Source organism: Streptomyces sp. NPDC051909 (assembly GCF_040681095.1).
Lineage (GTDB): Bacteria > Actinomycetota > Actinomycetes > Streptomycetales > Streptomycetaceae > Streptomyces.
On record NZ_JBFAYA010000006.1, the window covers coordinates 38,127 to 64,658 of the forward strand.

The following is a 26,532-nucleotide window of genomic DNA, read 5'->3' on the forward strand; positions in this document are numbered from 1 at the left end:
CGGGGCGGGCGCCCAGTAGATTGGGGGGCGTGCTCTCCCGTCTCGCCGGTCTTCCGCGCACCCGTGCCCTCGCGCTCTGCGCCCTGCCCGTCGCCGCGCTGTTCGCCGTCGTCGGGCTCGCGCCGCTGCCGTACGCCATCGCACAGCCCGGTACGACCGTCGACGTGCTCGGCAAGGACCAGGGGCGTGAGGTGATCACGGTCACCGGTGTCCCGGTCCGCCCGACCGACGGACAGTTGCGGATGACGACGATCCTGGCGACCGGACCGTCGGCGTCCATCGACCTGGGCGAGGTGGCCGACGCCTGGTTCCGGACCGACCGGGCGGTGCTGCCGAAGTCCTCGGTCTATCCGACGGGGCAGTCCGACGAGGAGATCGAGCAGCACAACCTGGGGCAGATGAAGGAGTCGCAGGACGCCGCGACCCTCGCCGCCCTCGGCTACCTCAAGCTGGACCCGAAGAAGGTCGAGGTCACCCTCCAGCTCGCCGACGTCGGCGGCCCGAGCGCCGGACTGCTGTTCTCCCTCGGCATCGTCGACAAGATCGACGGGGACGGCGACGGCGGCGACCTGACCGGCGGCCGGACCGTCGCCGGTACGGGCACGATCGAGCCCGACGGCACCGTCGGCGCGGTCGGCGGGGTCTCCCTGAAGACGCAGGCCGCCGCCCGCGACGGCGCCACCGTCTTCCTCGTACCGAAGGCGGAGTGCTCCGACGCCCGGGCCGAACTGCCCAAGGGTCTGCGCCTCGTCCCCGTCACCGCGCTCAGCGACGCGGTGGCGTCCCTCCGGGCGCTGGAACAGGGACAGGAGTCGCAGGTCCCGAGCTGCTAGCACCCGCCCCGGCCGCCGTACCGGCCGCACCGGCGTCGACGGTCTCTCCGGCCACTCCGGCTCCTCCGGCCTCACCCGACGGCCTGGCCGGGGCGTCCAGCTCGCGCCAGACCGGGAAGAACAGCGGCGACAGGGTGGCCAGGACGAACGCCCCGCCGACCGTGAGCAGCGCCCACGTGATGCCCACGCTCTCGACCAGGAAGCCGGCGGCCAGGCCACCGAGCGGGGTGGTGAGCAGCACGGCGGCCGTGCTGGCGCCGCCCACGCGGCTGCGCAGCTCCTCGGGCACCACCTCGTAGAAGGCGGTGGTGAGGATCGGGTTGAGCACCCCGGCGCCGAGTCCGCCGAACGCCGCCGCCACCACCATCGGCGCGACGGTGTCGGTGAACGCGGCCGTGAGGATCGGCCCGGCGGATATCAGGAAGCCGACGGTGAAGACCGGCCGGCGCGGGAAGCGGTGGCCCACCGCGCCGTAGAGCAGCGCGCCGGCGAGAGCGCTGCCGCCGAAGACGGCGACCAGCAGGCCCTGCGCCGCAGAGCCGCCGAGCTCCTCGCGGGCGTGGATCGGCAGCAGCACCGCGGTCCAGCTCAGGGCGAGCCCGTTGGTGACCATCACCATGAGGTCGACGGCGAGCAGCAGCCGGGTGCGCAGCAGGAAGGAATAGCCCTCGCGCAGGTCGGCACGGTAGGCGGTCAGGTTCAACGCCGGTGCGTCGCGCAGGGGTTCGGCCGCCGGGACGCCGCGCAGGCCCGCCAGGACGAGCAGCGCGGAGAGCAGGAACGTGCCGGCGTCCACGTACAGCACCGTGTCGGCGCCTATCAGGGCCACGAGCAGGCCGCCGACGGCTGCGCCGGTCATCCGGGCGCCGCGCGAGACGGCGTCGTAGAGGCTGGCGGCGCGGGACAGCGGGGTGCCCGCGCACCGGGCGAGGTCGGGGACGAGCACATGACGCGAGGTCTCGCCGGGCGCGTGGAAGAGGCCGGTGACGGCCATCAGCGCGCAGAGCATCCCGAACTGCAGCAGACCGGCCCGGTTGAGCAGCGGGATCGCGGCGAGCGCGAGGGCGCAGATCAGATCGGAGGCGACGGAGACCCGGCGGCGGCCGATCCGGTCGATGACGGGACCGCCCGCGATGGCGGAGACGACCACGGGCACGGCGGCGCAGAAGGCGACCAGACCGGCCTTGCCGGCGCTTCCGGTGGTCTCCAGGGCGAACCACGGGACGCCGATGAGGGTGAGCGAATTGCCGCTGATGGAGATGGCGTTGGCCGACAGGACGGCGGTCAGCGGCAGACGGGAGCCGGAGTCGGAGTCGGAGTCGGAGCGTGAGATTGAGTGTGCGTGTGCGTCGGTGCGCGCGGGCACGGTGGTTCCCCCCGGTTTCGGTTGTCGGTCAGGCGGCGACGGCGTGCGCGGCGCGGGAGGCGGTGGCGCGACGTCCCTCGGGCAGCGCGAGCCGCAGCCCGAACTCGACGATCTGCCATCCGAGTTGGACGCGCACCGGGACGGCGGGCGTGGTGTGCGTGGTGGGGGCGACGAGGGCGGCGGACTGCTCGCGCTCGGCGGCGGCGAGCTGGTGCAGCGTCAGGTGGATGTCGGCGTGCATGGTGAGAGTGGCCTTTCCGGTGAGTGCTGCGCGGGGGAGCGGGGTCAGTTGGTGCCGTGCTGGGGGAAGGCGTGCAGGTGCATCCGTATCCGCTGGGTCTCGGAGCCCTCGGGGTCGGCGCCGGTGCGGTATTCCTCGATCAGGTCGTGGATCCTCTCGTTGAGCTCGTGCGCCCGTTCCGGCGAGAGGTGGAGCGTGAAGTCGCTCATGTCGGAGGAGTCCCGCCAGATCTCGTCCCACTGGTGGCGGGTGCCGAGGTAGGTGTTGAGCTCCTGGGTGTGGATGTTCGCGATCTCGTGGAGGTAGACCTCGACGGCGCCCTGGACCTCCGGGTCCGGGTTCTTGTACAGCGCGCCGTCGAACGTGGTGCCCTGCTGCATCGCCTTCCACCAGCGCTCCCGGCCCTTGCCGAGCTCCGGGGCGTCCTCGACGAAGCCGTGGGCGGCGAGCTGGCGCAGGTGATAGCTGGTGGCGCCACTGGACTCGCCGAGCCGCTCGGCGAGCTGGGAGGCGGTGGCCGGTCCGTGGTGGCGCAGCGCGCGCAGCATCTGGATCCGCAGCGGGTGGGCGAGGGCCCGCAAGGAGCGCGGGTCGAGGACCCGGCTCACCGGCGCCTCGCTCCCGCCCCCGTTCCCGTTCCCAGTCCCGGTCCCAGCCCCGGGCTCGTTCTCGTTCTCGTTCTCGTTCTCGGGCATGACACAACAGTAGAGTTGCAAAGAACCCTCTGCAACCCTTTTTTGCAGAACTTCTTTGCAACTCGTCCGAGGGGGTCCCGGGCGCTCCGGGGCTACCGCGGCGGGGGCGTGTCCTCCGCGGCCTGTTCCACCAGCGGGATGATCCGCAGCGGGACCGGGTTCTCCATGACGATCGCCGTGGAGGCCCGGACGATGCCGTCGAAACCGACGACCCGGTCGATCACCCGCTGGAGATCGGCGTTGGAACGGGCCACGAGCCGGCAGAGCATGTCGCCGTGGCCGGTGGTGGTGTGCAGTTCGAGGACCTCCGGGACCGTCGCCAGGTGGCCGCGCACGTCCGCGCCTTGGCCCTGCTTGATCTCCAGGGTGGCGAAGGCGGTGACCGGATAGCCGAGGGCCGCGGGGTCGACCTGGGGGCCGAAACCGCGGATGACGCCACTCGACTGAAGCCGGTCGAGCCGGGCCTGCACGGTGCCGCGCGCCACGCCGAGCCGACGTGAGGCCTCCAGGACCCCTATCCGGGGCTCCTGTGCGAGCAGCACGATGAGCCGCCCGTCCAGATGATCGATCGCCACGGCGGCCTCCCGGTGGTCATCATGTACAAGTCGTCCGCCCATACTGAAGGGTCACTGTGCAGATTGACCAGCCAACCAAGAAACTATTGCGCACCTTGCGAGTCGGCGGGACGCTCACCCTATGACTGAGACCATCGATCACACCCCGACCACCGCGCGTGAGGCCGATCCCTTCCCGGTGAAGGGAATGGACGCGGTCGTCTTCGCCGTCGGCAACGCCAAGCAGGCCGCGCACTACTACTCCACGGCCTTCGGCATGAAGCTCGTCGCCTACTCCGGACCGGAGAACGGCAGCCGCGAGACCGCCAGTTACGTCCTCACCAACGGCTCCGCCCGTTTCGTGTTCACCTCCGTCATCAAGGCCGCCACCGAGTGGGGCCGCTTCCTCGACGCCCACGTCGCCGAGCACGGCGACGGCGTGATCGACCTGGCGATCGAGGTGCCGGACGCCCGCGCCGCGTACGCCTACGCCGTCGAGCAGGGTGCCACCGGCCTGGTCGAGCCGCACGACGTGAAGGACGAGCACGGCACCGTCGTCCTCGCCGCCATCGCCACCTACGGCAAGACCCGCCACACCCTCGTCGAGCGCTCCGGCTACGACGGCCCCTACCTGCCGGGTTACGTCGCCGCCGACCCGATCGTCGAGCCGCCGGCCAAGCGCACCTTCCAGGCCATCGACCACTGCGTCGGCAACGTCGAGCTCGGCAAGATGAACGACTGGGTCGGCTTCTACAACAAGGTCATGGGCTTCACGAACATGAAGGAGTTCGTGGGCGACGACATCGCGACCGAGTACTCGGCGCTGATGTCGAAGGTCGTCGCGGACGGCACCCTCAAGGTGAAGTTCCCGATCAACGAGCCGGCGATCGCGAAGAAGAAGTCGCAGATCGACGAGTACCTGGAGTTCTACGGCGGCGCCGGCGTGCAGCACATCGCCCTCGCCACCAACGACATCGTCGCCACGGTGCGCGCGATGCGGGCCGCCGGTGTCCAGTTCCTCGACACCCCCGACTCGTACTACGACACCCTCGGCGAGTGGGTCGGCGACACGCGCGTGCCGATCGAGACCCTGCGCGAGCTGAAGATCCTCGCCGACCGCGACGAGGACGGCTACCTGCTGCAGATCTTCACCAAGCCGGTCCAGGACCGCCCGACCGTCTTCTTCGAGATGATCGAGCGCCACGGGTCGATGGGCTTCGGCAAGGGCAACTTCAAGGCTCTGTTCGAGGCGATCGAGCGCGAGCAGGAGCGGCGCGGCAACCTGTAGCCGCCGCTTCCCCCATACGAGGGGCCCGGCGCCGGGGTACGTCCCCGGGGCCGGGCCCCTGCATGCCCCCGGCGCACGCCGACCGCGCCCGGGGGCACCTCCGGGACTCCCCGGGCGAGTACGGGGGGCTCGCCCGGGGGCCGGACGCACGACGGACGGGAGCGGGGGACGTGCAGGGGGTCGCGTTCGGGACGTAGAGCGTGATTTGTGGCGCGGAAGCAGGGCGTCCGGGCTTCTCGGTCCCGACCGCGCCGTAAATCATGCAGTCCCGGACGCGGCCACCGGAGCGGCCCCCGCGCCACCCACACCCGCCGTCGCCCCACCCGCCGTCGCCCCACCCGCCGTCGCCCCACCCGCCGTCGCCCCGGCCGACTCCTCCGCAGGCCGCGCGTCCTTCGGGAGCTCGTCCGGGAAGTCGCCCAGCGCCGCCACCGCCTCCTTCGCCCGCGGCGCCAGCAGCGGCGAGAAGTACGGGTTGGTGCGGAGGGCCTCCGCGAGGTGGCGGCGGGCCGGGCCCAGGGCGTCCAGGGCGCGCTCGATCTCGGCGCGGTGGTACGCGAAGAGCGCGCTGCGCAGGCCCTCGTCGGTGGCGCGCTTGGCGTACTCCAGGGCCTCCTTCGGCTCGCCCGACCGGTACAGCGCCCAGCCCAGCGCGTCCGCGACCCGCACCGACCGGTGCCCGCCCGCCCACGCGGCCCGCAGCCGCCGCACCGCCGCCGCCGGGTCGCCGTGGTCCGCGTCGAGCAGGCCGAGCTCCACCTCGGCGCCCGGCCAACGGCCCGCCCGCAGCCGCTCGTACAGCCCGCGCGCCTCCCCGTCCCGGCCCAGCGACTCCGCCAGCTCGCCCGCTTCGAGCAGATACCCGGGCAGCGGAAGCCGGCCGATCGCCGCCCGCCAGTCCCGTACCGCCTCCTCCGTCCGCCCCAGCGCCGCCCGCGCCCGCGCCCGGCCCGCCAGCGCGGGCCCGTGATCCCCGACGAGCCCCAGCGCGGCCCCGTACTGCGCCAGCGCCTCCGCCGGCTCGCCCCGCTCCCACGCCAGGTCGCCGAGCCGGGACAGCGCGACCGCCTTCTCCGCTCCCGTCTCCGCGAGCGCCACCGCGTCCAGGGCCGCCGCGCCCGCGTCCTCGCGCCAGCCGCGGTCGCGGTACAGCTGGGCCGAGCGGCCGCTGACCGCCGCGCCCGTGTGCAGCTCGGCCAGCGTCTCGGCGGCCTTGCCCGCCGCCTTGTAGTCGCCGAGACCGTTGTACGCGTCGATGAGCACCGGGTACGCGGACCAGCGCTTCGGGTCCGCCTTCCGCACCCGCTCGCCCCACGCCCTGCCCGCCGCCCAGTCGCCGCGCGCGTTCGCGAGGGCCGCCATGCCCACCTGCGCGTCCAGGCTGCCGGGCGCGCGCTTCAGGGCCGCCTCGGCCCGCGGCAGGTCCGCGGGGTCGGCGCGCCGCAGCGCCCGCTCCGTGTAGGCCGAGCCGAGCACCGCCCAGGACGCCGCGTCACCGGGGTGGGCCCGCAGCCACTTCTCCCGGTCGCCGATCAGCGCGACCAGATCCGGCAGCGCCGCCTGCGCCCCCGCGGTCGCCGCGTGCGCCGCGCGCTCGGCCGGACCGGGCGGGGGCGGCGCGGACCGGCCGGCCAGCTCGGGAACGTACAGCAGCGCCGTCGCCGCGAGCACCGCGCCCACGCCCGAGGCGAGGACCGTCCGCGACACGTTCTCGGGTCTCATGGCGCACACTGTGCGCCCGTACGCCGCTGTACGAAGAGCACACGAGCCCCCGGCGACGGCGGGTTCACACCGATGGCCCCGGGTGCCACGCTGGACGCATGGACGATCTTCACGAGAGGCTCCACACCCTGCACACCCTTCTGCGCGCCGGGCTCCCGGCCGAGGCCGTGCTCACCGACCCCGACGTCATCGCCTCCTACGCCCACGACATGGCGAGCTTCTGCACGGCCGGCACCCCCGCGGCCGTCGTGCTTCCGCGCACCGTCGAACAGGTGCGGCACGTCATGCGCACCGCGACCGAACTGCGCCTGCCGGTCGTCCCGCAGGGCGCCCGCACCGGTCTGTCCGGCGCGGCCAACGCCTCCGAGGGCTGCATCGTGCTCTCCCTCGTCAAGATGGACCGCATCCTGGAGATCGACCCGGTCGACCGGATCGCCGTCGTCGAACCGGGCGTGATCAACGCCGTGCTGTCCCGGGCCGTCGCCGAACACGGCCTGTACTACCCGCCGGACCCCTCCAGTTGGGAGATGTGCACCATCGGCGGCAACATCGGCACCGCGTCCGGCGGTCTGTGCTGCGTGAAGTACGGGGTCACCGCCGAGTACGTGCTCGGGCTCGACGTCGTCCTGGCCGACGGCCGACTCTTCCGCACCGGCCGGCGCACCGCCAAGGGCGTCGCCGGATACGACCTGACCCGGCTGTTCGTCGGCTCCGAGGGCACCCTCGGCATCGTCGTCGGAGCCGTGCTCGCGCTCAAGCCGCAGCCGCCCGCGCAGCTCGCGCTCGCCGCCGAGTTCCCCTCGGCGGAGGCCGCCTGCGAGGCCGTCTGCACGATCATGGAGCGCGGCCACACACCCTCGCTCCTCGAACTCATGGACGGCACCACCGTCCGGGCCGTCAACAAGCTCGCCCACATGGGCCTTCCCGACACCACCGAGGCGCTGCTCCTGTGCGCCTTCGACACCCCTGACCCGGCCGCCGATCTGGCCGCCGTGGCGGAGCTGTGCCGGGCCGCCGGGGCGACCGAGGTCGTACCGGCCGACGACGCCGCCGAGTCCGAACTGCTCCTCCAGGCCCGCCGGCTCTCGCTCACCGCCCTGGAGACCATCAAGACGGCCACGATGATCGACGACGTGTGCGTGCCGCGCACCAAGCTCGCCGCCATGCTCACGGGCACGGCGGAGATCGCCGGGAAGTACGGGCTGACCATCGGGGTCTGCGCGCACGCCGGCGACGGCAACACCCATCCCGTCGTCTGCTTCGACCACGCCGACGAGGACGAGTCGCGCCGGGCGCGCGAGTCCTTCGACGAGATCATGGCGCTCGGCCTCGCGCTCGGCGGCACGATCACCGGGGAGCACGGGGTGGGCGTGCTGAAGAAGGAGTGGCTGGCCCGGGAGCTCGGGCCGGTGGGCGTGGAGCTGCAGCGCGGGATCAAGCAGACCTTCGACCCACTGGGCCTGCTGAACCCGGGAAAGCTCTTCTGAATCCGCTCGGCTCACAGCTCACCGTCACCGGACTCGTCCGACGGCCACGGGTCGCGCAGCCACAGCTCGTCCGCCACCACGGTGGTGGCGAGCAGTTCGGCGAGCCCGTCGTCGATGCCGAGCTGCTCGGTCTCGGTGCCCGGCGGGACCGCGCGCAGGGTCCGCTCCAGCCACGCGGACACCTGCGCGGACGGCGCCTCCAGGAGCGCGTCGCCGTCGGGGGAGGACAGCGCCATCAGGATGACGTTGCGGCCGTCGACCTTCGTCGGCCAGATCCGCACGTCCCCGTGGCCGCACGGCCGGAAGACGCCCTCCACGAGCAGCTCGCGGGCGAACGTCCAGTTGACGGGGTGCTCGGAGCCGATGTGGAAGGTGATGTGGACGGCGTACGGGTCGTCCACCCGGTACGCGAGCCGGGCCGGGACCGGCACCGAGCGCTCCGGGGACAGGACCAGCTTCAGCTCCAGCTCGCGCTCGACCACGTTGTTCTCGGTGTTCTGCATGGCGTGCGGCCTCTCTCTTGGGTCTCTCACGTACGGGCCCGCGGTGGGCCTGCACAGGGGGAGAGAGGGGTCGGGCCGGTTCATTACGCGACTTCGGGAAATTTTCTGAGGAATTTTTTCCGGGCCTCATGGGTAGGGCCCGAGAATCACGGTGAGTGACGAAATTCCGGGACTGTCGCTCGAAGGCGGGCTTTCTGGCGGGCTCCTTCTCCCTGCGGCGGCGTTCTTCGTTACTGTCCTCCCTGGGGCGCGGGGCGGTCGGCGCGGACGCCGCGCGGCCCGGGCGGATCAACGGCGTTGTGACTGAACGGAGTCGGGGCAGTGGCTACTCCACCTGGAGGCGGCGGAGAGGTACCGCAGGCGGGCTACTACCCGGACCCGTCGATTCCCGGGTACATCCGCTTCTGGAACGGCGGCGCGTGGGTTCCCGGTACGAGTCGGCCCGCGCCCAAGGAGGGCGAGGCGCCGCCGGCGCCGCCCGTGCCGGTCGCCCCGCAGGTGGCGCCGAGCCCGGCCCCGGCGCCACGACTCCCCGCGGCCCCGGCGGCCCCGGCCGTCCAGGCCGTCCCCGCGGTCCCGGCCGTCGAGGAGACCGGCCCGGTCTTCCTCGACGACGAACCGGAACCCGCCGCGGCCGCTCCCCAGGAGCCCGCCTCCGCCTGGCAGGCCAGCACCTCCCGGCAGACCGGCTTCGGCGGCGAGCGCGACCAGAAGGTCTCGTGGGGTGTCCAGGACGAGCAGCAGCCCACCGCGCCGGCCGCCTCCGCGGCCGCGGGCGTTGCCGCTGCCGCCGATCCGCGCGCCGCGGCCGCCTGGCCGTCGGCCGGCGGCCAGGCGGCGCCCGCAGGTCCTGCCGCCGCTTCCGGTGGCGGGGTCTCGATGCGCCGCGACCCGGCGACGGCCGTCGCTCCCCTGGAGGGGGCCGCCCCGGAGGCCCCGGCCACCCCGGCCCCGGCCCCCGCCTGGCCGGAGGCCGGCGGCACCGTCCCCGAGCAGCGCCCCGCCGCCGCGCCGGTCGCTCCGGCCGCGCGCCTCGGCGGCATGCCCGTCACCCCCGCGCCGGCCCCGGCCACGTGGAGCCCGCAGCCCGCGCACCCGGCCGTCCCGGCGCCCGTACCGACTCCCGCCCCCACGCCCGCTCCCGCCCCCACGCCCGCGCCGGCCCCCGCCCCGACTCCGGCCGCGCAGGACCCGCAGCAGCCCGTCGTGCCGTGGAAGCCACCCGTCGAGGACGTGTTCCAGGCGGCGGCGCGGGCGCAGGCGGCGGCGCGGCCCGCCGGGCTCGGACGGCGGCTGCTCGCCCGCCTGGTGGACGGCGCGGTGCTCGGGGCGCTGGTCGGCGCCGTGTCGTACCCCTTCGTGACCGCCGCGATCGAGCACCTCCAGGAGAAGATCGAGGCAGCCCGGCAGACCGGCGTCACCGTGCAGGTGTGGCTGGTCGACGGCACCACCTCCGTGCAGTTCGGCATCGTGCTCGCCGCGTTCCTCGTCCTCGGCACGCTGTACGAGGCGCTGCCCACCGCCAAGTGGGGCCGCACGCTGGGCAAGAAGCTGTGCGGCATCGAGGTCCGCGACATCGAGGGGCAGCACCCGCCGACCTTCGGCGCCGCGCTGCGCCGCTGGCTGCTCTACGGAGTGCTCGGGCTGCTCGGCATCGGCCTGTTCAACGTCGTCTGGTGCCTCTTCGACCGCCCGTGGCGCCAGTGCTGGCACGACAAGGCGGCCGGCACCTTCGTCGCCCGGTAGGGCCAGCCCGGATTGCGGGGGTCCGGTGCCCGGGGTGCACTGCCCCCATGAGCAACGACCAGCCGCCGCCGCCCCCGGGTCAGCCGCCGCCCGACGACGACCCGTTCCGCAAACGGCCCCCGCAGGAGCCGCCGCAGCAGCCCCCGCAGGAGCCTCCGTCGGGGAGCCCGTACGACCGGATGCCCCCGCCGCCTCCCTCGTACGGCGGTGGCGGCGGCGATCCGTACGGCGGCGGAGGACCGTACGGAGGGGGCGGGGGTCCTTACGGCGGTGGGCCCTACGGCGGGACCGATCCGCTCGCCGGGATGCCCCCGCTCGCCGAGTCCGGCCGGCGCATCGCCGCCCGGGTCGTCGACTGGCTCATCATCGCCGTGCCGCTGGCGGTCATCGGCATCCCGTTCGACGTCTACGACCGGGCCGGGAACGGCAACGACTGGGACGACACGGTCAACAGCCTCAACGGCGGCGGGCAGCTGGTCTTCCAGCTCATCACGATCGTCGCGTTCGTCGCGTACGACGCCGTCATGGTCGCCAAGGGCGGCCAGACGCTCGGCAAGAAGTGGCTGAAGCTGCGGGTCGCGATGCTCAACGACGGGTCCACGCCGTCGATGAACGCCTCCCTGATCCGCTCGGTCGTGCTCTGGCTGCCGACGCTGATCTGCTGCGCGTGCCTGTGGCCGCTGCTCCTGCTGATCCTGATCCTCGTGGACAAGCCGTACAAACAGGGCCTGCATGACAAGGCGGCGAAGACGGTCGTGGTGTCCGTCCCGCAGTAGTCACGCCCGCGGTAGTCCCGCCGGCAGTAGCCCCGCAGTGGTCCCGCAAGAGCAGGAAGCCGCCAACCGTACGAAACGGAAGAGCGGTTACGAACCGATCCGGGTGTCCGCGCCCGCGCCCACGGGTGCGGCGGGCACCCGGATCGCTGTGTCCCGGGCCACGTCGACAGAAGTCGCCGCGGAGGTCTTGACGTGCCGCGCTCCTACCGGCATCGTCACCGCAACCAGCACGCCGAGCATCAGACCCGCGGCGGAGATGACCGCGATGCCGAGGGTCGTGGTCGTGCCGGAGAGCAGCAGCAGGGCGACGGTCGAGAGTACGACGGTGGCCGAACCGGTGGCGTACTGAGCGGCGTTCGGTCGCTGCATGGCGGTTACCGTCCCTCGGGGGCGCTGGGCGAGTGCGACTCTACGACGGTGGATGCCCGGCCGCAGGGGAACTAAGCGTGACCTAACCCACGCTCCGATGCACGGGGGGCGCAGGGGCGCACGGTCATGTCGCATATGCGGGCGACGGAAGTTCGTTCGATGTTCGACTATCGGAAATCCGATCCCGCATAGTGCAGTTGGCCTGCACAAGTCAAGGTCTGTCTTTTCTGCTTCAACTCCGGTCGAATGTCGTCACTTGTGACGCGTCACCCGTCCGGCGGACACCCCACCACCGATCCGCCGCGCGAGGTGCGCCGGGGAGGACAGAAACAAGTGAACAACAGACGACGGGCGATCCGCGCGTCCGCGATCGTGGTGGCCCTTGCCGCCACCGCAGCGACCGCTTCGACCTTCACCGCGTGGGCGGACACGACCACCCCCGCGCAGGCCGCCACCGCGGCCCGGGCGAACGCCGCCGACAAGACCACGGTCGACCACGACCTCGACGGTCCGTACAGCAAGCAGCAGGCCGCGCAGCGCCAGGCCGCCATCGAGCAGGTGCTCAACGGCGAGACCAAGGTCGAGCGCCGCAACGGCTCCCAGGTCGTCAAGCTCGACAGCAAGAAGTACGTCGAGCTGGCCCGCGAGAAGACCGACAAGATCTTCACCATCCTCGTCGAGTTCGGCGACCAGGTGGACAACACGACCCTGGTCGACCGCAAGGACGACGACACGACCGAGCTCAAGCCGAAGTACGGCGGCCAGCCCGGCCCGCTCCACAACTCCATAGCCCAGCCCGACCGGTCGACGGACAACTCGACCGCCTGGCAGGCGGACTACAACCAGCAGCACTTCCAGGACCTGTACTTCGGCACCGGCAAGGACAAGAAGGGCCAGCCGAAGCAGTCCCTGAAGACCTACTACGAGAAGACCTCGTCCGGCCGCTACTCGGTCGACGGTGCGGTCTCCGACTGGGTCAAGGTCCCGTACAACGAGGCCCGTTACGGCTCCAACTACTGCGGCCAGACCAACTGCGCCAACGTGTGGGACACCGTGCGCGACGGCCTCGTCGCCTGGAACGCCGACCAGAAGGCCAAGGGCAAGACCGACGCCGAGATCAAGGCGACGCTGGCGCAGTACGACCAGTGGGACCGCTACGACTTCGACGCCGACGGCAACTTCAACGAGCCCGACGGCTACATCGACCACTTCCAGATCGTCCACGCGGGCGAGGACGAGTCGGCCGGCGGCGGCGTCGAGGGCAAGAACGCGCTCTGGGCGCACCGCTGGTACGCCTACGGCACCGACGCCGGCAAGACCGGCCCGGCGAACAACAAGTCCGGCGGCACCCAGATCGGCGACTCGGGCATCTGGGTCGGCGACTACACGATGCAGCCGGAGAACGGCGGCCTGGGCGTCTTCGCCCACGAGTACGGCCACGACCTCGGTCTGCCGGACCACTACGACACCGCGGGCGGCGAGAACTCGACCGGCTTCTGGACCCTGATGTCCTCCGGTTCCTGGCTCGGCACCGGCAAGGACTCGATCGGCGACCTCCCCGGCGACATGAACGCCTGGGACAAGCTGCAGCTCGGCTGGCTGAACTACGCCAAGGTCAACGACTGGCAGCGCGGCACCAAGACCACCCACAAGCTGGGCGTCTCGGAGTACAACACCAAGCTGCCGCAGGCGCTCCTCGTCGAGCTGCCGAAGAAGGCCGTCACCACCGACATCGTCGCTCCGGCCGAGGGTGCCACCCAGTGGTGGAGCAACATGGGTGACGACCTCAAGAACACCCTGACCCGCTCGGTCGACCTGACCGGCAAGACCTCGGCCTCCCTGGAGCTCCAGGGCTGGTACGACATCGAGCTGGACTACGACTACCTCTACACCGAGGTGTCGACGGACGGCGGCGCCAACTGGACCGCCGTGGACGGCACCGCCGACGGCGTGGCCATCCCGAAGGACGCCTCGGGCGCCCCGGCGCTGACCGACGTCTCCGGCACGCACAAGAAGCTCGTCTACAACCTGGACGCGTACGCGGGCAAGAAGTTCGACCTCCGCTTCCGCTACCAGACGGACGGCGGCGCGGGCGGCAAGGGCTTCACCGCCGACGCCATCACGCTGACCGCCGACGGTGCCGCCGTCTTCTCGGACAACGCCGAGAACGGTGACAACGGCTGGGTCGGCAAGGGCTTCTCGCGGGTCGGCAAGGGCTTCACGAAGGAGTACGAGCAGTACTACATCGCGGAGAACCGCCAGTACGTCTCGTACGACAAGACCCTCAAGGTCGGCCCGTACAACTTCGGCTGGACCGGCGACAAGGCGAGCTGGGTCGAGCACTACGCGTACCAGAACGGTCTGCTGATCTGGAAGTGGGACCTGTCCCAGAAGGACAACAACACCTCCCAGCACCCGGGCCAGGGTCTGGTCCTCCCGATCGACTCGCACCCGAGCCCGCTGAAGTGGCGTGACGGCACCCTGATGCGCAACCGCGTCCAGGCGTACGACTCGCCGTTCACCATCGCCCGCACCGACGGCTTCCAGCTGCACAGCAAGGACGTCGCCACGTGGGTCCCGTCGCAGGCCGGCAACCCGGTCTTCGACGACAAGAAGGGCGTGTACTGGTTCGCCGAGAACCCGCGCGCCGGTGTCCAGGTAACTGACACCAACACCAAGATCCAGGTCGTGAAGGAGCCGAAGGACGGCCAGTCCGTCACGGTCCAGGTCGGCCCCTCGGTGAAGTAGAAGTTAATTCTCCTGCGTCTTCGCAGGTCAGAGCATGATCGGCCGTCGCCCCCTAGCGGGCGGCGGCCGATCGTGTTTAGGTGCGTCTACGGCTCATCGCCGTCCGACCTTATTGACAGTAGTTCCACGGGGGAGTGGTTCCGCATGCCCAGCGGAGGGTTCTGCAGACTGCCGGGAGGCAGTGTCGTCGTCGCCATCGGCCTGCCCAGCCCGGCCGGCGACGGGGCCACCGTGCGCTTCCTGGTGCACGCGGCGAACCGGGCCCGCGCCCTGACCAGGCTGCGGAACCTGGGGCTGCGCGCGGTCTACCTCCGCGGCAACGCCGAGCCGCCCACCCCGGACGAGATCACGGCCGTGCTCCACCACCCCGAGGGGATGCTGTGGCGCAGCTGCCCGCAGGAGCTGTGGCACCCCATACGGTCGCTGCCGAAGGCCCCGGCGGCCTGAGGAAGGCCCTCAGGGGTGCTACGGGGCGACGACCGGCTTGCCGGTCAGCTCGACGCCCGCCGCGCGCAGCTCCTCCAGGGCCCGGTCCGTGGACTCCTTCGCCACGCCGGCCGTCAGGTCGAGCAGCACCTGGGTGCGGAAGCCCTCGCGGGCCGCGTCCAGGGCGGTCGCCCGCACGCAGTGGTCGGTCGCGATGCCGACCACGTCCACCTCGGTGACCTTGCGGGCGCGCAGCCAGTCGGCGAGCGTGCTGCCGTTCTCGTCGCGGCCCTCGAAGCCGCTGTACGCGGCCTCGTACGCGCCCTTGTCGAAGACCGCGTCGATCGCGCCGCTGGCGACGGCGGGCGCGAAGTTCGGGTGGAACCCGACGCCCTCGGTGCCGGCCACGCAGTGCCGCGGCCAGGAGGTCAGATAGTCCGGGTGGTCCGAGAAGTGCGGGCCCGGCTCCACGTGGTGGTCGCGGGTCGCCACCACGTGCTGGTAGCCGGCCCCGCCCGCCGCCCCGATTAGCTCGGTCACGGCGGCGGCGACATCGGCGCCCCCGGCCACCGCGAGGCTGCCGCCCTCGCAGAAGTCGTTCTGAACGTCCACAACGATCAATGCGCGGTGCATGGCGGGTGTCCTTGCCGAGACGGGGCGGGTGGGGTCGGATTCGAGCCTAGAGACTTCCCCCTCCCGGCGGGAGGGGGCGCCAGGAGGCGTTACAGGTATTCCGTGGGCAGCACCGGCTCGCCCCGCGACAGCTGGATCGCCGACATCGGGAGCGCGGCGCGGGCCGCGATGTGGCGGGCGCGGGCGGCCTCCAGGGGTTCCCGGGCCACCACGTCACCGCCCTTGACCAGCTCGACGAGCAACTGCCGGTCGACGAGCTCCGGCGGGACCTGGCCGGTGCCGACGACCTCGGCCTCGGCGACCCCGGCGGCGTCGGCGCGGCGGGCCGCCCACTTGCGGCCGCCGATGGAGGCCTTGCCGCCCACCGACTTCTTCGCCACCGGCGTCAGCGGCGCCTTCGGGTCGGCCGAGGAGGCCCGGGCGACCAGCTTGTAGACCATGGAGCAGGTCGGGTGGCCGCTGCCGGTGACCAGCTGGGTGCCCACCCCGTACGCGTCGACCGGCGCGGCCGCGAGCGAGGCGATGGCGTACTCGTCGAGGTCCGAGGTGACCACGATCTTCGTGTCGGTGGCGCCCAGCTCGTCCAGCTGCGCCCGCACCCGGTGCGCGACGAGCAGCAGGTCGCCGGAGTCGATGCGGACGGCTCCGAGCCCGGGGCCCGCCACCTCGACGGCGGTGCGGACGGCCTCGGTGACGTCGTACGTGTCGACGAGGAGCGTGGTGCCGTCGCCCAGCGAGTCGACCTGGGCCCGGAAGGCGTCCCGCTCGGTGTCGTGCAGCAGGGTGAAGGCGTGGGCGGAGGTGCCCACGGTCGGGATGCCGTAGCGGAAGCCTGCCGCGAGGTCCGAGGTGGCCTCGAAGCCGCCCACGTAGGCGGCGCGCGAGCAGGCCACGGCGGCCAGCTCGTGGGTGCGCCGGGCGCCCATCTCGATGAGCCGGCGGCCGCCCGCGGCGGCCGACATCCGGGAGGCGGCGGCCGCGATCGCCGAGTCGTGGTTGAGGATCGACAGGATCACCGTCTCCAGGAGCACGCACTCGGCGAAGGAGCCCTCCACGCGCAGGACCGGCGAGCCCGGGAAGTACACCTCGCCCTCGGGGTAGCCCCAGATGTCGCCGGAGAAGCGGTAGCCGGCCAGCCACTGGAGGGTCGGCTCGTCGACGATGCCCCGCTCGCGCAGGAAGCCGAGCACGGCCGGGTCGAAGCGGAAGTTCTCGACCGCGTCCAGGACCCGTCCGATGCCCGCCACCACGCCGTAGCGCCGCCCCTCGGGCAGCCGGCGGGTGAAGACCTCGAAGACGGACCGGCGGTCCGCCGTGCCGGCCCGGAGGGCCGCCTGGAGCATGGTCAGCTCGTACTGGTCGGTGAAGAGCGCGGTCGACGGAACATCCACCGGCAGCCCAAGGTCCGCAGCGTTCATATGAGGAATGCTAGCGGGTATTCGTCAGTTTGACGAATACCCCTGCCGGACGAGTGGACCCGCGCAGGTGACCCGTTTGTGCGACGGGCCGGTAAGGGTGGCAGCATGGGACAAGTGAGTGTTGCGCCTATCGAGATCGAGCGGACCGAGTCGGCCGAGGAGGTCTCCGCCGTCGTCGAACCGGACGTGCCGTGGGTGACCCTCGTGCACAACGACCCGGTGAACCTGATGAGCTATGTCACGTACGTCTTCCAGGCGTACTTCGGCTACTCCAAGGACAAGGCGCACAAGCTGATGCTCGACGTGCACAACAAGGGCCGCGCGGTGGTCTCCAGCGGCACCCGCGAGGAGATGGAACGGGACGTGCAGGCGATGCACGGCTACGGCCTGTGGGCGACCCTCTCCCAGGACCGCGGCTGATGGCGGGGCGTTTCGAGGCCGTTCCGGGCGGCGGCGCGGCCGTCGCGCTCGACGAGGTCGAGATCTCCATCCTGCGCTCCTTCGCCGTCCAGCTCATGGAGCTGATCGGTCCCGGCGACGAGCCGGCCGAGGACGCCGACCCGCTGGCCGCGCTGTTCGTCGAGGGCCCCAGCGAGCCGCCCGCCGACCCGGCGCTGCGCCGGCTCTTCCCCGACGCGTACGGGGACGACACCGACGAGCTGCGCCAGGCGGCCGCCGACTTCCGCCGCTACACCGAGAACGACCTGCGGGCCCGCAAGCGCGACGACGCGCACACGGTGGTGCGCAGCCTCGACTCGCTCAGCACCGACGCGGTGGGGGAGGGCGGCGGCATCCTCAAGCTGACCGCCGACGAGTCCCGCGCCTGGCTCGGCGCGCTCAACGACCTCCGGCTGACCATCGGCACCCGCCTGGAGGTCACGGAGGACGACGAGAGCGAGGAGCTGTACCGGCTGCCGGACGACGATCCGCGCAAGCCGATGGTGATGGCGTACCTGTGGCTGGGCGCGCTGCAGGAGTCCCTCGTCGAGACTCTGCTGCCGTAGGCGTGGCCGTCGCGGCGTGCGTCGCGGCGTGTTCGCTCAGCGGACGCTCAAATCCGGATAACGAATACGTTATCCAAGTGCCCTTCTTGCTCTGTTGAGTCCCTTTCGTCCGCTCTTTCGAGTGGTGTGGGTCACGCGCACAACGGTCGATCACGGTGAACCCCGTGATAAATCTTCACGACCACCCGGGGACGCCACCCCTGTCCCCGGGGGCGCTTTGACCGGCTGACCGCCGGTGGCACTCCATTCCACATCCGGGGGGATCAGGACCTGATCCGCAGCACGGACGGCCGAGTCGGCCGGTGCGCGGATCAGCATGGAGAAAGGCGCACCACCATGACCTCAGTGCAGGTCGACAAGCAGCACGACGGCAATGAGGCCGCGGACACCGCAGCCGGCGAGGGCTATCACCGGGCGCTCGGCGCCCGTCAGATCCAGATGATCGCGATCGGCGGCGCCATCGGCACCGGCCTCTTCCTGGGCGCGGGCAAGGGCATCTCCATCGCGGGCCCCAGCCTGATCCTCGCGTACGCCATCGCGGGCCTCGTCATCTTCTTCATCATGCGGGCGCTCGGCGAGCTCCTCATGTACCGCCCGGTCTCGGGCTCCTTCTCCGAGTACGCCCGCGAGTTCATCGGCCCGTTCGCGGGCTTCGTGACCGGCTGGACGTACTGGCTCTTCTGGGTCGTCACCGGCATCACCGAGGTCACCGCCGCGGCCACCTACATGACGTACTGGTGGGACATCCCGCAGTGGCTGTCCGCCCTCGTCTTCACGGTGATCCTCTACGCCGCCAACCTGATCTCGGTGAAGCTCTTCGGTGAGCTCGAGTTCTGGTTCTCCATGGTCAAGGTCACCGCCATCGTCGGCATGATCCTGATCTGCGCCGGCATCCTCACCCTCGGCTTCTCCGACGCCGGCGACACCGCGTCCGTGACGCACCTGTGGGACCTGGGCGGCTTCTTCGCCGGCGAGAACGGCATCGGCTCGACCCTGATGACCCTCCAGATGGTCATGTTCGCCTTCCTCGCCGTCGAGCTGGTCGGCGTCACCGCGGGCGAGTCCAAGGACCCGAAGACGGTCCTGCCGAAGGCCATCAACACCGTGCCGTGGCGCATCGCCGTCTTCTACGTCGGTGCGCTGATCATGATCCTGTCGGTCGTCCCGTGGACCGAGTTCCAGCCGGGCGTCTCCCCGTTCGTCGCCGCCTTCGAGAAGATGGGCCTCGGCATCGGCGCCGCCATCGTGAACTTCGTGGTGCTCACCGCCGCCCTGTCGTCCTGCAACTCGGGCATGTACTCCACCGGCCGCATGCTGCGCGACCTCGCGCTCAACGGCCAGGGCCCGAAGGTCTTCACCAGGCTGACCCGCAGCGGCACCCCGCTCGTCGGCACCACCGTCTCGGCCGCGCTGATGACGGTCGGCGTCTGGATCAACTACCAGTGGCCCGGCGAGGCGTTCAACTACGTCGTCTCCTTCGCCACCATCTCCGGCATGTGGGCCTGGATCGTCATCCTGATCTGCCAGATCCGCTACCGCCTCAAGGCCGACCGCGGCGAGCTGCCCCAGTCCTCCTTCAAGGCCCCCGGCGGCATCTGGCTCAGCGTCTTCTCGCTCGCCTTCATCGGCATGGTCATCGTGACCATGGGCATGGACAAGGACAACCGCGTGGCGCTGTACGGCGCCCCGGTGTGGGGCCTGATCCTGGCCGTCTCCTACCTGGTGCTCAAGGCCCGCAACCCCGAGGGCGCCGCGTTCGTCAAGAAGGCCTGACCGGCTCCGTACGGCTCCGACCTGCAAGGTCTCAGCATCCGGGCCGTCTCGTACCGCACCTCGGTACGGGGCGGCCCGTCTGCTTATCCTGTCGGCATGCTGACCATCACCCGAGCCCTGTACGACCAGATCGTGGAACACTCCCGCGCGGACCACCCCGACGAGGCCTGCGGCGTGGTCGCGGGACCGGCCGGCAGCGGCCGCCCCGAGCGCTTCATCCCGATGCTCAACGCGGCGCGCTCGCCCACCTTCTACGAGTTCGACTCCGCCGATCTGCTCAAGCTCTACCGCGAGATGGACGACCGCGACGAGGAGCCGGTGATCGTCTACCACTCGCACACGGCGACCGAGGCCTACCCGTCCCGCACCGACATCTCCTACGCCAACGAGCCGCAGGCGCACTACGTCCTGGTCTCCACCGCCGACACCGACGGCGCGGGCCCCTTCCAGTTCCGCTCGTACACGATCGTCGACGGCGTGGTGGAGGAGGAAGAGGTCAAGGTCGTCGAGGCGTACGAGTAGGGCGTACGGCCGGCGGCCCGCTCCCCGGGTCCGGCAGGCGAACGCGATCAGTCCGGGATGTGAGATCACATTCCGGAACCCGGACCGGGAATCGATACGATGAGCGCATGGTTTCCCACGACGTGAGCGAAGAGACGCCGGGCACCCCCCTGCTCGTGGCGCGGCTGCACGTCGACCTGTGCCGCCTCGCCAGCGCGATGTGTCCGCCGCGCGCCGCGCTCTGAGCGACCGACCGACCGCACGGCCCGAGCGCACGCCCCGCACCACCCCCCTTCGCGCGGGGGCCGCACGCGCGCCCATCACGCCACCACGCCCGCTGCACGCCAGCCACTACGCCCCTCTCAAGGAGCCCACGCCATGGCCATCGAGGTCCGCATCCCGACCATCCTCCGCACCTACACCGACGGCGCCAAGGCCGTCGAGGGCAAGGGCGACACCCTCGCCGAGCTCTTCGCCGACCTGGAGACGCGCCACACCGGGATCGAGGCCCGCATCGTCGACGGCGGCAAGCTGCGCCGCTTCGTCAACGTGTACCTGAACGACGAGGACGTCCGCTTCCTCGACGGCATCGAGACCAAGCTCGCCGACGGCGACAACGTCACGATCCTGCCGGCCGTCGCCGGCGGCATGGTCTGAGCGGACCGGTCCCCATGCGCTACGACTCCCCGCTGGCCGCGGTCGGCAACACGCCCCTCGTCCGGCTGCCGCGCCTGTCCCCCTCGGACGACGTCCGGATCTGGGCCAAGCTGGAGGACCGCAACCCCACCGGCTCGGTCAAGGACCGCCCCGCGCTCCACATGATCGAGCAGGCCGAGAAGGACGGCCGGCTCACCCCCGGCTGCACCATCCTCGAACCCACCAGCGGCAACACCGGCATCTCGCTCGCCATGGCGGCCAAGCTCAAGGGCTACCGCATCGTGTGCGTCATGCCGGAGAACACCAGCGAGGAGCGCCGCCAGCTGCTCGCCATGTGGGGCGCCGAGATCATCTCGTCCCCCGCCGCCGGCGGCTCCAACACCGCCGTCCGGGTCGCCAAGGAGCTCGCGGAGCAGCACCCGGACTGGGTGATGCTCTACCAGTACGGCAACCCGGACAACGCGGGCGCCCACTACGCCACCACCGGCCCCGAGATCCTCGCCGACCTGCCCTCCATCACGCACTTCGTGGCGGGCCTCGGCACCACCGGCACCCTCATGGGCGTCGGCCGCTACCTGCGCGAGCACAAGCCCGACGTCAAGATCGTCGCCGCCGAGCCGCGCTACGACGACCTCGTCTACGGCCTGCGCAACCTCGACGAGGGCTTCGTGCCCGAGCTGTACGACGCCTCCGTGCTCACCACCCGCTTCTCCGTCGGCTCCGCCGACGCGGTCACCCGCACCCGCGAACTCCTCCAGCGGGAGGGCATCTTCGCGGGCGTCTCGACCGGCGCCGCCCTGCACGCGGCGATCGGCGTCGGCAACAAGGCCGTCAAGGCCGGCGAGAGCGCCGACATCGCCTTCGTCGTCGCCGACGGCGGCTGGAAGTACCTGTCGACCGGCCTCTACACGGCCGCGACGACCGAAGAGGCGATCGCGACGGTCCAGGACCAGCTCTGGGCGTGAGCCGCTCGGCCCCCGGCGCCCGCTAACGCGCCAGATGGCGGACCTGGTCCCACACGACCGGGTCCGCCGTTCCCACTCTCCGGCGGAACTCCCACACCGGCACGTCCCGCAGCTCGTCCGTCTCCAGGAAGCTCGGCCGCCCCTGCGCGTCGCCCACCGAGCCCGGCGGCAGCGCGATCACCCCCGGCCGCTCGTCGTGGTACTTGCTGGTGATCTTCGCGACCAACGCGCAGTCCCCGCGCAGCGCGAGCACCAGACACGGCCGGTCCTTCGACCCCGGCCCGTCCTCGAACGGCACGTCCGCCCACCAGATCTCGCCCGGCCGCGGCTGCCGTTCCGGCGCCGGCCCGCGCGGGGGAGCGGTCCGCTCCGGCCGGGCCGGCGGACGCGTACGGCCCGCGGGCCGACGGCCCGAGCGGCGCCACCCTCCCCCGGACTTCGTCCGGGGGGACCCCCAGGCCAGCGCCACCGCGAGTGCGAGCACCACCACCGCGACGAGCGCGGGCCACCACGACATGTCCATACCTCAAGACCGTACCGCCGCGCACGCCGCGCCGCCGGGACGCCCCGCCATCCATCCGAACCGGTGACAGCGCCCGTGAGTTCCCCCACAACGGGCCGCCACGGAGGAGCGACCGGCCGCCACGCGCCGTACTCTCGACAGACCGCACGACCTCCCCGCCAGCAGCGCGCTTTCCGCACCCGTCCACGGAGGTTCACGCTCCATGAAGCTCACCGTCGTCGGCTGCTCCGGGTCGTTCCCGTCCGCGGAATCGGCCTGTTCGAGCTACCTCGTAGAGGCCGACGGCTTCCGGCTGCTCCTCGACATGGGCAACGGCGCCCTCGGCGAGCTGCAGCGCCACATCGGTCTGTACGACCTCGACGCGATCTTCCTCAGCCATCTGCACGCCGACCACTGCATCGACATGTGCGGCTACTTCGTCGCCCGCTACTACCGTCACGACGGCGGCCGCTGCCCGGCCCTGCCCGTGTACGCCCCCGAGGGTGCGGAGCAGCGCCTGACCACGGCGTACGCGGACATCCCGACGCCCGGCGCGATGGGCGAGGCCTTCGACTTCCGCACGCTGAGCTCCGGCAGCTTCGAGATCGGCCCCTTCCGGGTGCGTACGGAGAAGGTCCAGCACCCGGTCGAGGCGTACGGCATCCGGGTCGAGCACGGCGGCCGCTCCCTCACCTACTCCGGTGACACCGGCGTCTGCGACGCCCTCCACGAGCTGGCGGACGGCACCGACCTCTTCCTCTGCGAGGCCTCCTTCACCCACGGCAAGGAGGACATCCCGGCCCTCCACCTCAACGGCCGCGAGGCCGGCGCCCACGCCGCCCGCGCCGGCGTCGGCCGCCTGGTCCTCACCCACATCCCGCCGTGGACGGACGGCGAGCGCAACCTGGCCGACGCGCGCGAGGTCTACGCGGGCCCGGCGGAACTGGCGCGCGCGGGCGCGGTGTACGAGATCTGACCACGAGATCTGACTACGAGATCTGAGCGGAACGGCCGAAGCCCCTGCCCCTCGACGAGGAGAGGCAGGGGCTTCGGTGTGCGCGGGAGGCTACTTCGCCTCCGCCTTCTGCAGCTCCGCGAGCTCCTCGTCGGACTCGCGGCCCGGGGTCGGAAGGTTGAACTTGATGATCGCGAAGCGGAAGACCACGTAGTAGACGGCCGCGAAGCAGAGGCCGACCAGCGCCAGACCCCACGGGTTCGAGGCGATACCGAGGTTCAGGAAGAAGTCGACCGCGCCGGCGGAGAAGCCGAAGCCGTCCTTCATGCCGAGGGACCAGGTCAGCGCCAGCGAGACACCGGTCAGGACCGCGTGGATCGCGTAGAGCACCGGGGCGATGAACATGAAGGTGAACTCGATCGGCTCGGTCACGCCGGTGACGAAGGAGGTGAGCGCGAGGGAGAACATCATGCCGCCGACCACCTTGCGCCGCTCCGGGCGGGCGCAGTGGACGATCGCGAGGCAGGCCGCGGGCAGGGCGAACATCATGATCGGGAAGAAGCCAGTCATGAACTGTCCGGCGGTGGGGTCGCCCTCCAGGAAGCGGGCGATGTCGCCGCTCTTGCCGTTGAACTCGCCGGCCTGGAACCACGGGAAGGAGTTCAGCAGGTGGTGCATGCCGACCGGGATCAGCGCACGGTTGGCGACACCGAAGATGCCCGCGCCGACGGCGCCGGAGTTGACCAGGCTCTCACCGAACCAGTGCAGACCGGACCCGAGCCACGGCCAGATCAGGCCGAACACGACGCCGGTGAGCAGACCGGCGAAGGCGGACAGGATCGGGACGAGGCGGCGACCACCGAAGAAGCCCGCCCAGTCGGGCAGCTTGGTGCGGTAGAAGCGCTGGTAGAGGAGGGCGACGATGATGCCCATGACCACGCCGCCGAGCACCTTGGCGTCGACCGCCTGCTCCACCAGGACGATCTTGCCGTCGACGATGGCTTCCTTCTTGGGCAGGCTGCTGTCCGTGAACGTGCCGAGCACGCTCTTGAAGACCAGGTAGCCCGTCACGGCCGCGAGGGCCGTGGACCCGTCCGACTTCTTGGCGAAGCCGATCGCGATGCCGACGGCGAACAGCAGCGCCATGTTGTCGAGCAGGGCGCCGCCACCGGCGGCCATGTAGCCGGCGATCTTGTTGATGAAGGTCGGGAACGATTCCCTGCCGAGCATGTCGGGCTGGCCGAATCGGACCAGGAGCGCGGCGGCGGGCAGCACCGCGACCGGCAGCATGAGGCTGCGGCCGATGCGCTGCATGACGGCCATCGGGCCGGCGCCCCTCTTCTTGTCGGCCGCGGGAGCGGCGGTTGCCGTAGACACAACTTCCTCCAGTGGGCAAGGCGCCGCCAGGGACAGGTGCTACGGGGGTGACGGCGGCGTCTCGGGGAACGCGGTGGTCTGGACCGCGTGGTCTACACCAATGAGTGGTGTAGACCAGTTTTAGCACGTGAGACTTAGATAAGGAACCTGTGAATTCTGTGGGCTTCGGCAAAGCCGGACAGGCGACGACAAAGGGCCCCCGGACCGTGAGGTCCGAGGGCCCTTGGGGGCGGGTCGTGCGGCTGATTCACGCCTTCGTGACGTCCCGCTCCATCTCCTCCTCCAGCTCCTCCGGCTCGCGCCCCGGGGTCGGCAGGTCGAACTTGGTGATCGCGAACCGGAAGATCGCGTAATAGACGACGGCGAAGCACAGCCCGATCGGAATGATCAGCCACGGCTTGGTCGCCAGGTTCCAGTTGATCACGTAGTCGATCAGGCCGGCCGAGAAGCTGAATCCGTCCTTCACGCCGAGCGCCCAGCTCACCGCCATCGAGACACCCGTGAGCACCGCGTGGATCGCGTACAGCACCGGCGCGATGAAGAGGAAGGAGTACTCGATCGGCTCGGTGATGCCGGTGACGAACGAGGTCAGGGCGACCGACAGCATCAGGCCGCCGATCTCCTTGCGCCGGTGCGGCTTGGCGCAGTGGGTGATCGCGAGCGCGGCGGCCGGCAGCGCGAACATCATGATCGGGAAGAAGCCCGTGGTGAACTGGCCGGCCTCCGGGTCGCCCGCGAGGAACATGGTGATGTCACCGTGCACCGTGACGCCGTCCGGCTTCGTGTACGAGCCGAACTGGAACCAGATGGGCACGTTCAGGAACTGGTGCAGGCCGATCACGAGCAGCGCGCGGTTCGCGACGCCGAAGATGCCCGAGCCCCAGGCGCCGAGCCCGACCAGCCAGTCGCTGAAGTTCTCCAGGCCGTCGCCGATGGGCGGCCAGACCCACACGCTCAGCGAGGCGACGGCGATCCCGACGAAGGCCATGATGATCGGGACGAGCCGCCGGCCGTTGAAGAAGCCCAGCCAGTCGACCAGCTTCGTACGGTGGTACCGCTGCCACAGATACGCCGTCAGCAGGCCCATGATGATGCCGCCGAAGACCCCCGGGTTCTGGTACGTGTAGCCGACGAAGGCCTCGTCCGGCGCGAGGCAGCCGCCGCTGATGTCCTTCGTACCCGGCGGACAGGTCTTCGGGAACTGCCGCAGCACGTTGAAGTAGACGAGGAAGCCGACCGTCGCCGCCAGCGCCGTCGAGCCGTCCGCCTTCTTCGCCATGCCGATCGCCACGCCGATGCAGAACAGCAGGGGCAGACCGAGACTGCCGTCGAGCAGCGCGCCGCCCGCCCCCTTCATCACCTTGGCGACGTTGTCCCAGCCGAGGCCGTCCGGGCCGAAGACGTCATCCTGGCCGAGCCGGTTGATGATGCCCGCCGCCGGCAGCACCGCGATGGGTAGCTGGAGGCTGCGGCCCATCTTCTGCAGCCCCTGGAAGAAGCGGCTCCCCGTCGAGCCCTTCGGCGCGGCGGCGGCACTGGCGCTACTCATCGGCGTCCTCCCTGGGTCCTGCGGATGCATACTGGTGTAGACCAGTTGCGGTAGGGTCCCGGAGGTCGCTCAGGGCAGGCCGCCGGTGATCGTCATCATTCGGCAGAACGGCGGCATCCGCTCGCGAGGTTGGGCCAACCGTGCGTTACCGTGACAAAGCGGACCGCAGGTGCGCAGAGACGGACAGGGAGAGACATATGGCCAGCAAGGCTGAGAAGATCGTCGCCGGCCTCGGCGGCATCGACAACATCGAAGAGGTCGAGGGCTGCATCACCCGCCTCCGCACCGAGGTCGTCGACCCGTCCCTCGTCGACGACGCCGCTCTCAAGGCCGCCGGCGCCCACGGCGTCGTGAAGATGGGCACCGCCATCCAGGTCGTCATCGGCACCGACGCGGACCCGATCGCCGCCGACATCGAAGACATGATGTGACGCGCTGACACCG

Annotated in this window: 28 protein-coding genes; 16 read left to right on the plus strand and 12 right to left on the minus strand. The window is 71.1% G+C overall.

The genetic code is table 11. The annotated features are described in order from the left end of the window. Nucleotides 1-29 precede the first annotated feature (29 nt). Nucleotides 30-833 carry a S16 family serine protease gene (locus AB0M18_RS11350; RefSeq protein WP_365756614.1) on the plus strand — a complete coding sequence of 268 codons (804 nt, stop codon included), beginning with the start codon at nucleotides 30-32 and terminating at the stop codon, nucleotides 831-833. Here AB0M18_RS11350 and AB0M18_RS11355 read toward each other — a convergent pair. The 4 genes from AB0M18_RS11355 to AB0M18_RS11370 form a co-directional block, all read right to left on the minus strand. Further along, entirely contained in the window at nucleotides 766-2,166 is a 1,401-nt protein-coding gene (locus AB0M18_RS11355; RefSeq protein ID WP_365756976.1) for an MFS transporter, read from the minus strand. The genes AB0M18_RS11350 and AB0M18_RS11355 overlap by 68 nt on opposite strands. 61 nt (nucleotides 2,167-2,227) lie before the next feature. Beyond that, nucleotides 2,228-2,440 (minus strand): hypothetical protein, encoded by a 213-nt coding sequence (locus AB0M18_RS11360; RefSeq protein ID WP_365756615.1) that lies wholly within the window; start codon nucleotides 2,438-2,440, stop codon nucleotides 2,228-2,230. A 44-nt stretch (nucleotides 2,441-2,484) separates the two neighbouring features. Then, nucleotides 2,485-3,135 (minus strand): helix-turn-helix domain-containing protein, encoded by a 651-nt coding sequence (locus tag AB0M18_RS11365; protein WP_365756616.1) that lies wholly within the window; start codon nucleotides 3,133-3,135, stop codon nucleotides 2,485-2,487. A 92-nt stretch (nucleotides 3,136-3,227) separates the two neighbouring features. After that, nucleotides 3,228-3,710, minus strand: a complete 483-nt coding sequence (locus AB0M18_RS11370; protein WP_365756617.1) for an Lrp/AsnC family transcriptional regulator — start codon at nucleotides 3,708-3,710, stop codon at nucleotides 3,228-3,230. Nucleotides 3,711-3,831: 121 nt separating this feature from the next. On the opposite strand from AB0M18_RS11370, the gene hppD reads away from it, so the two are divergent. Further along, a complete protein-coding gene (gene hppD, locus AB0M18_RS11375; protein WP_365756618.1) occupies nucleotides 3,832-4,977 on the plus strand; it encodes a 4-hydroxyphenylpyruvate dioxygenase in 1,146 nt (381 codons plus the stop codon). Nucleotides 4,978-5,235: 258 nt separating this feature from the next. Here the strand turns inward: hppD and AB0M18_RS11380 are convergent, their stop codons facing one another. Next, nucleotides 5,236-6,699, minus strand: a complete 1,464-nt coding sequence (locus tag AB0M18_RS11380; RefSeq protein WP_365756619.1) for a hypothetical protein — start codon at nucleotides 6,697-6,699, stop codon at nucleotides 5,236-5,238. A gap of 98 nt (nucleotides 6,700-6,797) precedes the next feature. Here AB0M18_RS11380 and AB0M18_RS11385 point away from each other — a divergent pair, with 98 nt between their 5' ends. Next, a complete protein-coding gene (locus tag AB0M18_RS11385) occupies nucleotides 6,798-8,186 on the plus strand; it encodes an FAD-linked oxidase C-terminal domain-containing protein (protein WP_365756620.1) in 1,389 nt (462 codons plus the stop codon). A gap of 11 nt (nucleotides 8,187-8,197) precedes the next feature. Here AB0M18_RS11385 and AB0M18_RS11390 read toward each other — a convergent pair whose 3' ends face one another. Continuing rightward, a complete protein-coding gene (locus tag AB0M18_RS11390) occupies nucleotides 8,198-8,689 on the minus strand; it encodes an SsgA family sporulation/cell division regulator (protein ID WP_365756621.1) in 492 nt (163 codons plus the stop codon). 321 nt (nucleotides 8,690-9,010) lie between these two features. Between AB0M18_RS11390 and AB0M18_RS11395 the strand changes: the two genes are divergently transcribed. Both AB0M18_RS11395 and AB0M18_RS11400 read left to right on the plus strand, forming a co-directional pair. Continuing rightward, the gene (locus tag AB0M18_RS11395) at nucleotides 9,011-10,435 is read left to right on the plus strand and encodes an RDD family protein (RefSeq protein ID WP_365756622.1); all 1,425 of its coding nucleotides are present in this window, start codon (nucleotides 9,011-9,013) and stop codon (nucleotides 10,433-10,435) included. 47 nt (nucleotides 10,436-10,482) lie between these two features. Next, a complete protein-coding gene (locus AB0M18_RS11400; protein WP_365756623.1) occupies nucleotides 10,483-11,211 on the plus strand; it encodes an RDD family protein in 729 nt (242 codons plus the stop codon). 87 nt (nucleotides 11,212-11,298) lie between these two features. Here the strand turns inward: AB0M18_RS11400 and AB0M18_RS11405 are convergent, their stop codons facing one another. Continuing rightward, nucleotides 11,299-11,580 (minus strand): hypothetical protein, encoded by a 282-nt coding sequence (locus tag AB0M18_RS11405; protein WP_365756624.1) that lies wholly within the window; start codon nucleotides 11,578-11,580, stop codon nucleotides 11,299-11,301. Nucleotides 11,581-11,913: 333 nt separating this feature from the next. Here AB0M18_RS11405 and AB0M18_RS11410 point away from each other — a divergent pair, with 333 nt between their 5' ends. Together AB0M18_RS11410 and AB0M18_RS11415 are read left to right on the plus strand one after the other, a co-directional pair. Continuing rightward, nucleotides 11,914-14,328, plus strand: coding sequence for an immune inhibitor A domain-containing protein (locus AB0M18_RS11410; RefSeq protein ID WP_365756625.1), 2,415 nt, complete (start codon nucleotides 11,914-11,916; stop codon nucleotides 14,326-14,328). Nucleotides 14,329-14,472: 144 nt separating this feature from the next. Next, entirely contained in the window at nucleotides 14,473-14,775 is a 303-nt protein-coding gene (locus AB0M18_RS11415) for a hypothetical protein (protein ID WP_365756626.1), read from the plus strand. A gap of 18 nt (nucleotides 14,776-14,793) precedes the next feature. Here the strand turns inward: AB0M18_RS11415 and AB0M18_RS11420 are convergent, their stop codons facing one another. Together AB0M18_RS11420 and AB0M18_RS11425 are read right to left on the minus strand one after the other, a co-directional pair. Beyond that, on the minus strand, nucleotides 14,794-15,387 hold the full coding sequence (locus tag AB0M18_RS11420) for an isochorismatase family protein (RefSeq protein ID WP_365756627.1): 594 nt from the start codon (nucleotides 15,385-15,387) through the stop codon (nucleotides 14,794-14,796). Between the two features lie 89 nt (nucleotides 15,388-15,476). Further along, entirely contained in the window at nucleotides 15,477-16,805 is a 1,329-nt protein-coding gene (locus tag AB0M18_RS11425) for a nicotinate phosphoribosyltransferase (RefSeq protein ID WP_365756628.1), read from the minus strand. Nucleotides 16,806-16,910: 105 nt separating this feature from the next. On the opposite strand from AB0M18_RS11425, the gene clpS reads away from it, so the two are divergent. The 7 genes from clpS to AB0M18_RS11460 all read left to right on the plus strand — a co-directional run bounded on the left by clpS (nucleotide 16,911) and on the right by AB0M18_RS11460 (nucleotide 21,705). Beyond that, nucleotides 16,911-17,225: an ATP-dependent Clp protease adapter ClpS gene (gene clpS, locus AB0M18_RS11430; RefSeq protein WP_361583099.1), complete on the plus strand. Its 315-nt coding sequence runs from the start codon at nucleotides 16,911-16,913 to the stop codon at nucleotides 17,223-17,225. Beyond that, complete coding sequence (locus AB0M18_RS11435) at nucleotides 17,225-17,809, plus strand: DUF2017 domain-containing protein (protein WP_365756629.1); 585 nt, start codon at nucleotides 17,225-17,227, stop codon at nucleotides 17,807-17,809. Before clpS ends, AB0M18_RS11435 begins: the two co-directional genes overlap by 1 nt. 336 nt (nucleotides 17,810-18,145) lie before the next feature. Further along, nucleotides 18,146-19,582: an amino acid permease gene (locus AB0M18_RS11440; RefSeq protein ID WP_365756630.1), complete on the plus strand. Its 1,437-nt coding sequence runs from the start codon at nucleotides 18,146-18,148 to the stop codon at nucleotides 19,580-19,582. A 96-nt stretch (nucleotides 19,583-19,678) separates the two neighbouring features. Beyond that, nucleotides 19,679-20,104, plus strand: coding sequence for a M67 family metallopeptidase (locus AB0M18_RS11445; protein WP_365756631.1), 426 nt, complete (start codon nucleotides 19,679-19,681; stop codon nucleotides 20,102-20,104). Nucleotides 20,105-20,211: 107 nt separating this feature from the next. Then, nucleotides 20,212-20,328: a putative leader peptide gene (locus AB0M18_RS11450; RefSeq protein ID WP_365756632.1), complete on the plus strand. Its 117-nt coding sequence runs from the start codon at nucleotides 20,212-20,214 to the stop codon at nucleotides 20,326-20,328. A gap of 133 nt (nucleotides 20,329-20,461) precedes the next feature. Next, nucleotides 20,462-20,740 carry a MoaD/ThiS family protein gene (locus AB0M18_RS11455; RefSeq protein ID WP_356074708.1) on the plus strand — a complete coding sequence of 93 codons (279 nt, stop codon included), beginning with the start codon at nucleotides 20,462-20,464 and terminating at the stop codon, nucleotides 20,738-20,740. A 14-nt stretch (nucleotides 20,741-20,754) separates the two neighbouring features. Then, nucleotides 20,755-21,705: a cysteine synthase gene (locus tag AB0M18_RS11460; RefSeq protein WP_365756633.1), complete on the plus strand. Its 951-nt coding sequence runs from the start codon at nucleotides 20,755-20,757 to the stop codon at nucleotides 21,703-21,705. Nucleotides 21,706-21,727: 22 nt separating this feature from the next. Here the strand turns inward: AB0M18_RS11460 and AB0M18_RS11465 are convergent, their stop codons facing one another. Next, on the minus strand, nucleotides 21,728-22,228 hold the full coding sequence (locus AB0M18_RS11465; protein WP_365756634.1) for a type II toxin-antitoxin system PemK/MazF family toxin: 501 nt from the start codon (nucleotides 22,226-22,228) through the stop codon (nucleotides 21,728-21,730). Nucleotides 22,229-22,430: 202 nt separating this feature from the next. Between AB0M18_RS11465 and AB0M18_RS11470 the strand changes: the two genes are divergently transcribed. After that, on the plus strand, nucleotides 22,431-23,183 hold the full coding sequence (locus tag AB0M18_RS11470) for an MBL fold metallo-hydrolase (RefSeq protein WP_365756635.1): 753 nt from the start codon (nucleotides 22,431-22,433) through the stop codon (nucleotides 23,181-23,183). 90 nt (nucleotides 23,184-23,273) lie between these two features. Here AB0M18_RS11470 and AB0M18_RS11475 read toward each other — a convergent pair whose 3' ends face one another. Then, on the minus strand, nucleotides 23,274-24,539 hold the full coding sequence (locus AB0M18_RS11475; RefSeq protein WP_365756636.1) for a PTS transporter subunit EIIC: 1,266 nt from the start codon (nucleotides 24,537-24,539) through the stop codon (nucleotides 23,274-23,276). 247 nt (nucleotides 24,540-24,786) lie between these two features. Further along, on the minus strand, nucleotides 24,787-26,088 hold the full coding sequence (locus tag AB0M18_RS11480; RefSeq protein WP_365756637.1) for a PTS transporter subunit EIIC: 1,302 nt from the start codon (nucleotides 26,086-26,088) through the stop codon (nucleotides 24,787-24,789). A gap of 140 nt (nucleotides 26,089-26,228) precedes the next feature. Here AB0M18_RS11480 and AB0M18_RS11485 point away from each other — a divergent pair, with 140 nt between their 5' ends. Then, a complete protein-coding gene (locus AB0M18_RS11485; protein ID WP_365756638.1) occupies nucleotides 26,229-26,519 on the plus strand; it encodes a PTS glucose/sucrose transporter subunit IIB in 291 nt (96 codons plus the stop codon). The last annotated feature ends 13 nt before the right edge of the window (nucleotides 26,520-26,532 follow it).

Excerpts from the sequence above, each read along its gene's own strand:
- AB0M18_RS11360 (WP_365756615.1), bottom strand. The coding sequence starts at position 2,440 with ATGCACGCCGACATCCACCTGACGCTGCACCAGCTCGCCGCCGCCGAG.
- AB0M18_RS11365 (WP_365756616.1), bottom strand. The coding sequence starts at position 3,135 with ATGCCCGAGAACGAGAACGAGAACGAGAACGAGCCCGGGGCTGGGACC.
- hppD (WP_365756618.1), top strand. The coding sequence starts at position 3,832 with ATGACTGAGACCATCGATCACACCCCGACCACCGCGCGTGAGGCCGAT.
- AB0M18_RS11380 (WP_365756619.1), bottom strand. The coding sequence starts at position 6,699 with ATGAGACCCGAGAACGTGTCGCGGACGGTCCTCGCCTCGGGCGTGGGC.
- AB0M18_RS11385 (WP_365756620.1), top strand. The coding sequence starts at position 6,798 with ATGGACGATCTTCACGAGAGGCTCCACACCCTGCACACCCTTCTGCGC.
- AB0M18_RS11390 (WP_365756621.1), bottom strand. The coding sequence starts at position 8,689 with ATGCAGAACACCGAGAACAACGTGGTCGAGCGCGAGCTGGAGCTGAAG.
- AB0M18_RS11400 (WP_365756623.1), top strand. The coding sequence starts at position 10,483 with ATGAGCAACGACCAGCCGCCGCCGCCCCCGGGTCAGCCGCCGCCCGAC.
- AB0M18_RS11405 (WP_365756624.1), bottom strand. The coding sequence starts at position 11,580 with ATGCAGCGACCGAACGCCGCTCAGTACGCCACCGGTTCGGCCACCGTC.
- AB0M18_RS11415 (WP_365756626.1), top strand. The coding sequence starts at position 14,473 with ATGCCCAGCGGAGGGTTCTGCAGACTGCCGGGAGGCAGTGTCGTCGTC.
- AB0M18_RS11420 (WP_365756627.1), bottom strand. The coding sequence starts at position 15,387 with ATGCACCGCGCATTGATCGTTGTGGACGTTCAGAACGACTTCTGCGAG.
- AB0M18_RS11425 (WP_365756628.1), bottom strand. The coding sequence starts at position 16,805 with ATGAACGCTGCGGACCTTGGGCTGCCGGTGGATGTTCCGTCGACCGCG.
- clpS (WP_361583099.1), top strand. The coding sequence starts at position 16,911 with ATGGGACAAGTGAGTGTTGCGCCTATCGAGATCGAGCGGACCGAGTCG.
- AB0M18_RS11435 (WP_365756629.1), top strand. The coding sequence starts at position 17,225 with ATGGCGGGGCGTTTCGAGGCCGTTCCGGGCGGCGGCGCGGCCGTCGCG.
- AB0M18_RS11440 (WP_365756630.1), top strand. The coding sequence starts at position 18,146 with ATGACCTCAGTGCAGGTCGACAAGCAGCACGACGGCAATGAGGCCGCG.
- AB0M18_RS11445 (WP_365756631.1), top strand. The coding sequence starts at position 19,679 with ATGCTGACCATCACCCGAGCCCTGTACGACCAGATCGTGGAACACTCC.
- AB0M18_RS11450 (WP_365756632.1), top strand. The coding sequence starts at position 20,212 with ATGGTTTCCCACGACGTGAGCGAAGAGACGCCGGGCACCCCCCTGCTC.
- AB0M18_RS11455 (WP_356074708.1), top strand. The coding sequence starts at position 20,462 with ATGGCCATCGAGGTCCGCATCCCGACCATCCTCCGCACCTACACCGAC.
- AB0M18_RS11460 (WP_365756633.1), top strand. The coding sequence starts at position 20,755 with ATGCGCTACGACTCCCCGCTGGCCGCGGTCGGCAACACGCCCCTCGTC.
- AB0M18_RS11465 (WP_365756634.1), bottom strand. The coding sequence starts at position 22,228 with ATGGACATGTCGTGGTGGCCCGCGCTCGTCGCGGTGGTGGTGCTCGCA.
- AB0M18_RS11470 (WP_365756635.1), top strand. The coding sequence starts at position 22,431 with ATGAAGCTCACCGTCGTCGGCTGCTCCGGGTCGTTCCCGTCCGCGGAA.
- AB0M18_RS11480 (WP_365756637.1), bottom strand. The coding sequence starts at position 26,088 with ATGAGTAGCGCCAGTGCCGCCGCCGCGCCGAAGGGCTCGACGGGGAGC.